Annotated in this window: 7 protein-coding genes and 2 pseudogenes; 3 read left to right on the forward strand and 6 right to left on the reverse strand. The window is 64.3% G+C overall.

Annotation, left to right across the window (positions count from 1 at the left end; translation table 11 throughout):
• The 5 genes from ACSFCA_RS36270 to ACSFCA_RS36290 form a co-directional block, all read right to left on the reverse strand.
• Positions 1-935 (reverse strand): PqiB family protein (locus ACSFCA_RS36270; RefSeq protein ID WP_435462970.1); only part of this gene is annotated, 935 nt, incomplete at its 3' end.
• The gene (locus tag ACSFCA_RS36275) at positions 932-1,198 is read right to left on the reverse strand and encodes a hypothetical protein (protein ID WP_435462969.1); all 267 of its coding nucleotides are present in this window, start codon (positions 1,196-1,198) and stop codon (positions 932-934) included. The genes ACSFCA_RS36270 and ACSFCA_RS36275, both read right to left, overlap by 4 nt.
• A 19-nt stretch (positions 1,199-1,217) precedes the next feature.
• Positions 1,218-2,147 (reverse strand): DUF2145 domain-containing protein, encoded by a 930-nt coding sequence (locus ACSFCA_RS36280; RefSeq protein ID WP_435462968.1) that lies wholly within the window; start codon positions 2,145-2,147, stop codon positions 1,218-1,220.
• Positions 2,144-2,599 (reverse strand): TOBE domain-containing protein, encoded by a 456-nt coding sequence (locus ACSFCA_RS36285; RefSeq protein WP_435462967.1) that lies wholly within the window; start codon positions 2,597-2,599, stop codon positions 2,144-2,146. The genes ACSFCA_RS36280 and ACSFCA_RS36285 overlap by 4 nt, the downstream gene beginning before the upstream one ends.
• Before the next feature lie 194 nt (positions 2,600-2,793).
• Positions 2,794-3,456, reverse strand: a complete 663-nt coding sequence (locus tag ACSFCA_RS36290; RefSeq protein WP_435462966.1) for a DUF3313 domain-containing protein — start codon at positions 3,454-3,456, stop codon at positions 2,794-2,796.
• Positions 3,457-3,581: 125 nt separating this feature from the next.
• Here ACSFCA_RS36290 and ACSFCA_RS36295 point away from each other — a divergent pair, with 125 nt between their 5' ends.
• Positions 3,582-4,211: a TetR/AcrR family transcriptional regulator gene (locus tag ACSFCA_RS36295; protein ID WP_435462965.1), complete on the forward strand. Its 630-nt coding sequence runs from the start codon at positions 3,582-3,584 to the stop codon at positions 4,209-4,211.
• A pseudogene (locus ACSFCA_RS36300) lies at positions 4,187-4,496 on the forward strand (LysR substrate-binding domain-containing protein); the annotation flags it as partial. The gene ACSFCA_RS36295 and the pseudogene ACSFCA_RS36300, both read left to right, overlap by 25 nt.
• On the opposite strand, the gene ACSFCA_RS36305 reads toward ACSFCA_RS36300, so the two are convergent.
• The gene (locus ACSFCA_RS36305) at positions 4,469-5,047 is read right to left on the reverse strand and encodes a DUF1569 domain-containing protein (protein ID WP_435462964.1); all 579 of its coding nucleotides are present in this window, start codon (positions 5,045-5,047) and stop codon (positions 4,469-4,471) included. The pseudogene ACSFCA_RS36300 and the gene ACSFCA_RS36305 overlap by 28 nt on opposite strands.
• Before the next feature lie 207 nt (positions 5,048-5,254).
• Between ACSFCA_RS36305 and ACSFCA_RS36310 the strand changes: the two are divergent.
• Positions 5,255-5,497 (forward strand): annotated as a pseudogene (locus ACSFCA_RS36310) (IS630 family transposase); the annotation flags it as partial.
• Positions 5,498-5,610: the final 113 nt, after the last annotated feature.

The following is a 5,610-nucleotide window of genomic DNA, read 5'->3' on the forward strand; positions in this document are numbered from 1 at the left end:
GCGCCGATGGCCTTCACCTCGCCGATCACGACACCGCGAAAGTCCACCGCCGCGCCCGGCGACAGGCCGCGCAGCGACTGGTTGAAGTACAGCAGCAGGGTCTGCGCCGGGCCGTCCTGAGTTTTCATCGCAGTCGACTCGTCGCCGGCCAGCGCGAAGGCTGCGCCCTCAGGGGCCGCCGGTCCGCGGGCTTCGTCCGGCGCACCAAAGGCGATGCCCCCAAGAAGAATGGACGTGAGCGACTGGGTGCGCAGCGTCGCGCCGCTCGCGCTGAGCCGCAGACCGAACCCGCTGGCATGCCAGAAGCGCGTGTTGACGCCGACGAAGCTGTCGTAGGGCGCGTTCACGAAGATCCGCAACAAGACACCGTGGCCGTCGCGTTCGAGCTCATAGGCGGCGACCTGGCCGACCTTGATGCGCCGCAGGAACACCGGCGAGCCCACGCCGAGCGAGCCTGCGTCCTCAGCACGCAGCAGAAACTGCGTGCCCGACGCGTCGTGCGTCACGACGGGAGGCGCTTCGAGGCCGACGAACATCTTGCTGTTCTCGCTCGACGTGCCTGCATCGCCCCCGATGTAGGCGCCGGACAGCAAGGTGCCCAGGCCCGAAATGCCCGTGGTGTCGAGTCGCGGTCGTACCACCCAGAAGCGCGTGTCCCGTGCAGCGAAGCCCTCGGCGTCCTGGTTCAGCTGCAGCACCACGCGCACCTGCGAGCGGTCGCCGGACAGTCGCAGACTCTTCACCACGCCAATCTGCACGTCCTTGTACTTCACGACCGTCTTGCCGGCTTCCAGACCTTCGGCCGTTCTGAAGCTCACCTCGACCGTGGGGCCGCGCTCGAGCAGGACCCGGGCTACCAGAGTGATACTGATCAATGCCGCGAGCACTGGGATAAGCCAAATCAGCGAGGACATTCGGACGCGATGGCGGGTCACGCCAGACGGGCGGCCAGGTCGTCGGCTGCCTTGTCGATACCGGCCTTTGAGGCATCCGGGCGCGCTACCAAGCCGAATCTTGCGTTGAGCCTGTCGCTGAACCGGGCGTCCATGTGCTGAGCCAGTGCCCCCTGGTCCTCTTCAGTCGACCGGGAGCCGGGATAAGGGCGCGGTTGCGCCCCCGTACAGCCTGCCAAGGCGAAGGCGGTGGCGCGAATCATGGTGTGCATCGACGGGCGCATTCGTGTTTCCTTCGTCTGCAAGGTGTGGGTGGTGCGTTGGCTAGTCGAGCTGCAAGACACGATCGCCGTCGCCCGGCCGGCAGCCATCGGCGATGGGTGTCCAGCCGCGATGCACGACGACCTGCTTGCCGTCATGGCACAGCTCGATGCGCTCGCTCCCGGGCAGCTGTTCGCGCACGAAGGCCTCGACGGTCGAGGGCAGGCTGACTCGCAGCTTCAGCGCGTAGCGGTCTTCTTCCGGGTGGTCGTCCAAATGCAGCAGGGGCACGAAGCTCGATGCGAAGATCAGCGCATGCGAGCCAACGTCGACCGGTTCGGGTTCGTAGGGCGCCTGCCGCAGCCAGGCCTGGGCGCGTTCGCGCAGGTCGTCTCCGTCGGCCAGGTTGCCCCACGCGACGGCGAGCAGCTCCATGACCCACTGGTTGCAGTTCTGGTAGCGCAGGCTGAACGGATAGGCATTGGCGCTGTAGGTTGCGGCCAGCAGGTGCAGCGCGCGCGGCGTGTCGAGCGCCGCGCGTCGCAGCGTCCGAGCCGCGTCGGCGGGGAGTCGCACGATCGAGATGTAGCTCAGCGCGGGATCGTCGATGCCCATCGCGAACCCCGTCAGGCCCTGGTCGTAGATCCGCGGGCGGCCTTCGTCGCAGGCGTAGTACAGCTGGCGGGCAGACCAGGCGTCTTTCTCGTCGCGCCACGCGATGGCAGCGTGGGAGTACCGGATTCGGAATCGCGAAAGATCGAGCCCGGAACGGCTGATCAGCACGGCACCGTCGCCGGAGGCGGAGAGCTCGTCGCGCACGACGGCGGCAAGGCGCAGCAATCGATCCTGCTGGTCTGCGGTCAGTGGCTTCGTGTGATCGCAGAACTGCGAGGAAGCCAGCGGTCCGGTCCCACCTGGCGCCGCTTGCGCCGTGCCCCAGGCGAGAGCGAGGACCGCCGCGAGCCCCAGCGCGAGCCGGCGCACGACGCTCAAAGGCTGACGGGGCGGGCGGCCAGCTCCCCGTACAGATCGTCGGCGAGCACCAGGTAGAACGCCTGGCGGTTGTCGCTGCGCGCGAATGCCGTTCCGTAGGCTCGCGGTTGCGCATGCACGATGTCGCCAGGGCCTAGGCGTTCCTTCGCGAAGGTGGCTTGCGGCAGCTCGAGCACGATGCGCTGCTGCGTGTCGTCGCTTTGCATTGCGACGCGCGTGAAGCCGGCGCGGTCGGTGGCTTGCGCCACTTCGGTGATGCGGTAGTCGCCCTCGGCCACCTTGTCGCCGTCGAACGAGCTCTTGCTCGAACCGCGCAGCGATGCGGACGCGCTGCCGCTGGAGGCAGAGCCTGCACTGGAAGCCAGGGAGGTGAAGAGTTCAGCCTTCGCGTTGAAGGCGAGTGCAAGGCAGGCGGCCATGCATGCGAGGCGGAAATTCCGGGTGAAGGTCATGGAGTGCTCCTGCAGTGGGTGATGATTCATTTGGCGTGGAAGATGCCGCGCCTGGACCGGGCGACCCTTGCGAAGGCGCACTGAAGCTGGATGCAGGACCTTCGCAGTCGCCGCGCGAGCGTCCTCCTCGTCGCCTCGGCGGCCTGGCGTATCCGGTGAATGGCGTCCATGTGGGTCAGTCCTCGAGGCCCGCGTCACTGAAGGTAGGCGACCAGTTGGTCGGCGCCTTTTTCAATGCCTACGACGGACGCACTTCTGGCGCCGATACCGGCCTTGAGGTTCCATGCATTGGGGTACTGCTTGGCGACGTAGGCCCCGAGCAGCTCGTTGGTCGAGGCGTCGTAGATCTCGACCGCAAAGCTGACCGAGCCCGTCATGGCGCCTTCCCTGCCGCGGACGGCCTGCACGGCGTTGTAGGGGCCGCCCATGAGGTCGAACCGGGAGAAGGTGCTGAGCACGGCCGTGTTCGTCTTTGCGCCAGTGAGCGTCAGTTTGATCCGCAATGCATTTGCATTGCGGCCTGGAGCGCCCCTGAAGCGGGCATTCAGCTTTTCGGCGAACTGGTCCCGCATGTTGCGGGCGAGGAATGCCTTGTCGTCTTCCGACACATCGTCGAACTGGGCGTCGCTGCCGCGATAGATAGCGACCGGATCGAGGACGAAGGCCGAATACCTGCGCCAGTCGACCTGGGTCTTGTATTCGAACGGGATGCGGCCGGAGTCATCGTTCTGACTGGGGCGCAACTGGCTGGACGACGGGATGCCCGCGTAAGGAATAGGCTGCGTACTGCTGCACGCACCAAGGACCAGGCAGACCGCAAGTGAGGCAACCGTTGAAGTTTTGAGAAGGGCGGGCATGGATTCCTTTGGTTGATCGGGGTGCCGAAGTTGGCCGCAACTGTACGTTACGGTACATTATTGATTTCGAGAATCCACGCTGTCAAGAAAAATGTACAGTTGGGTATTCTTTCGAAGGAGACGTGATGAAGGTAAGAACGGAGATCCGCCGCAACGCCATCCTTGAGGCGGCACTAGCACTGTTTAGAGAGCAGGGATACGAACGGGCATCGATGAACGAACTTGCCAAGCGTCTTGGCGGATCGAAGGCCACGCTTTACGGATACTTCCCCTCGAAGGAGGAACTATTCACGGCGGTAGTGCAGAGCGTTGCCACATCGCACCTGGCGGCGGCGCCGGCGGAGTTGCTGGAAGTGAGTGGTGATGCCACGCTCGAGTCACTGTTGACGAGCTTCGGCGAGCGAATGCTGTCTGTGCTGAGCAACGATGCCGATGCGCTCGCGGTCTATCGGATGGTCATTGCCGAAGCCGGGCACTCCAATGTGGGGCAGTTGTTCTACGAATCGGGTCCGACCGAGTTCATTCAGACGCTCGCCGGGCTCATGGCGTCTGCCATGGAATACGGCGAACTGCGGCGTGCAGATCCCGTCGTGACTGCGATGCAGTTCTCCGCACTGGTGACGGCGGAGACTCAGATTCGTCTGTACCAGGCCGATCCTTCACCGCTGTCGGCGGATCAGATTCAAGCAATGGTTCAGCGCGCTGTGGAGACATTCCTCGCTGGCGCCGTGCACCGCTCTATTTCGACGGCCTGACAGCCGCGTGCCTTGCCCACGGCTTGTCGCCCAGGGTGGTCCACGAGACTCGCAGCGTCGCTTCGCAGGTTGCGTTCGTCGGATGCGGGCAAGGGATTGCGCTCGTGCCTGCATCGATGAAAAAAACTCGCACCTCAGAACGTGGTGCTCCACCCGCTCAAGGAGAACCTGCAGGTGGTGACGACGGCCGTGGCCTGGAGCAAGACAAGGAATGCGCCGCTCGTGCAGGAGGTCGTGGCCCTGCTCGGCGGCGCGCGTCAGCCGGCGTCCACCAGTGCCCAGTGATTCGCTAGGTGCATGAGGTGGGCGCGCGCGTACTCGGATTTATCCAGTGCGCCGTAGGCGAAGTGAGGGGCGAGCGTCCCGCTGTGTCGTTCGAAACGATTCAAGGCGTTCATCAGGTGCTCCACCGCAGCGTTCAGCGGCTGGCCCGGAGCAATCGCCGGTGCGCCGGGTATCGGCTCTTCCAGTCCATGGCTCATCTTGCCGCGCGCCGAGAACACCGCAAATGCCATGCGCCCCAACGAGGCGCGAAACCAGGCAGGTTTCGGCTGTGGAAAGCCGTCCAGGGAGTATTCGATGCTTTGCGCAGAGTGGTGCAGCACATGGGCCAGGTCCCAGCCCGAGCGGGTATGCAGCGGCGCCTCGCGAAGGCGCTCGAGCGTGCTCATGGCGTGGGCAAGGTCGGAAAATTCATTCATGGCGATCGGCGAGTTGGAGTGCGTGGCGACGTATCCGACGCCTGCGGCGGCGGTGCTCGCCAGCAGCACGCCGCCAGCCAGCAGGGCGCGTCGGCGACGCGAGACAGGGCGGACATCCGCGATGTGAGTGTTCATGTGGTGGGGGATGATATGTCTGGCGCCGCGTCGAAACTGTCAAATTTGCGACGATCTTCGATCGTGCCGCGACCATGAGCGCGCCGGCGACTGCCCCGCACCGTGGTGCAGTGCCACATGAGCTGTGTGTGTCGAAGGTTGCACGCATCGCCGACCTGAACATCCCGATCCCCGGCGCAGCATGGTCAATACGCCCATTTGAGCGACATGCACTTCATTCCGACCTACAGCTCCTGGTTGAACCAGGTCGAGCGCTTCTTTGCCCTGATCACGGACAAAGCAATCCGCCGCGGATCCTTCACCAGCGTCAAGCAACTGGTGCAGCGCATCGATCACTTCGTGACCTCTCACAACCAGAACGCCCAGCCGTTTCGCTGGACTGCAACTGCCGACTCGATCCTGGAAAAGCTCCATCGACTTTGCTCACGTATCACTGGGACAGGACACTAGGGAACATCTGATCAAGTCCACGGATGGCCGCTCTGAACGTTGATTACGCATGCTGAATGAAGGAGCGCCAACGATGAGCCAGATCAGTTTTTCGGATGCCGAGCATGCAGGCA

Source organism: Variovorax multivorans, assembly GCF_051216835.1.
GTDB lineage: Bacteria > Pseudomonadota > Gammaproteobacteria > Burkholderiales > Burkholderiaceae_C > Variovorax.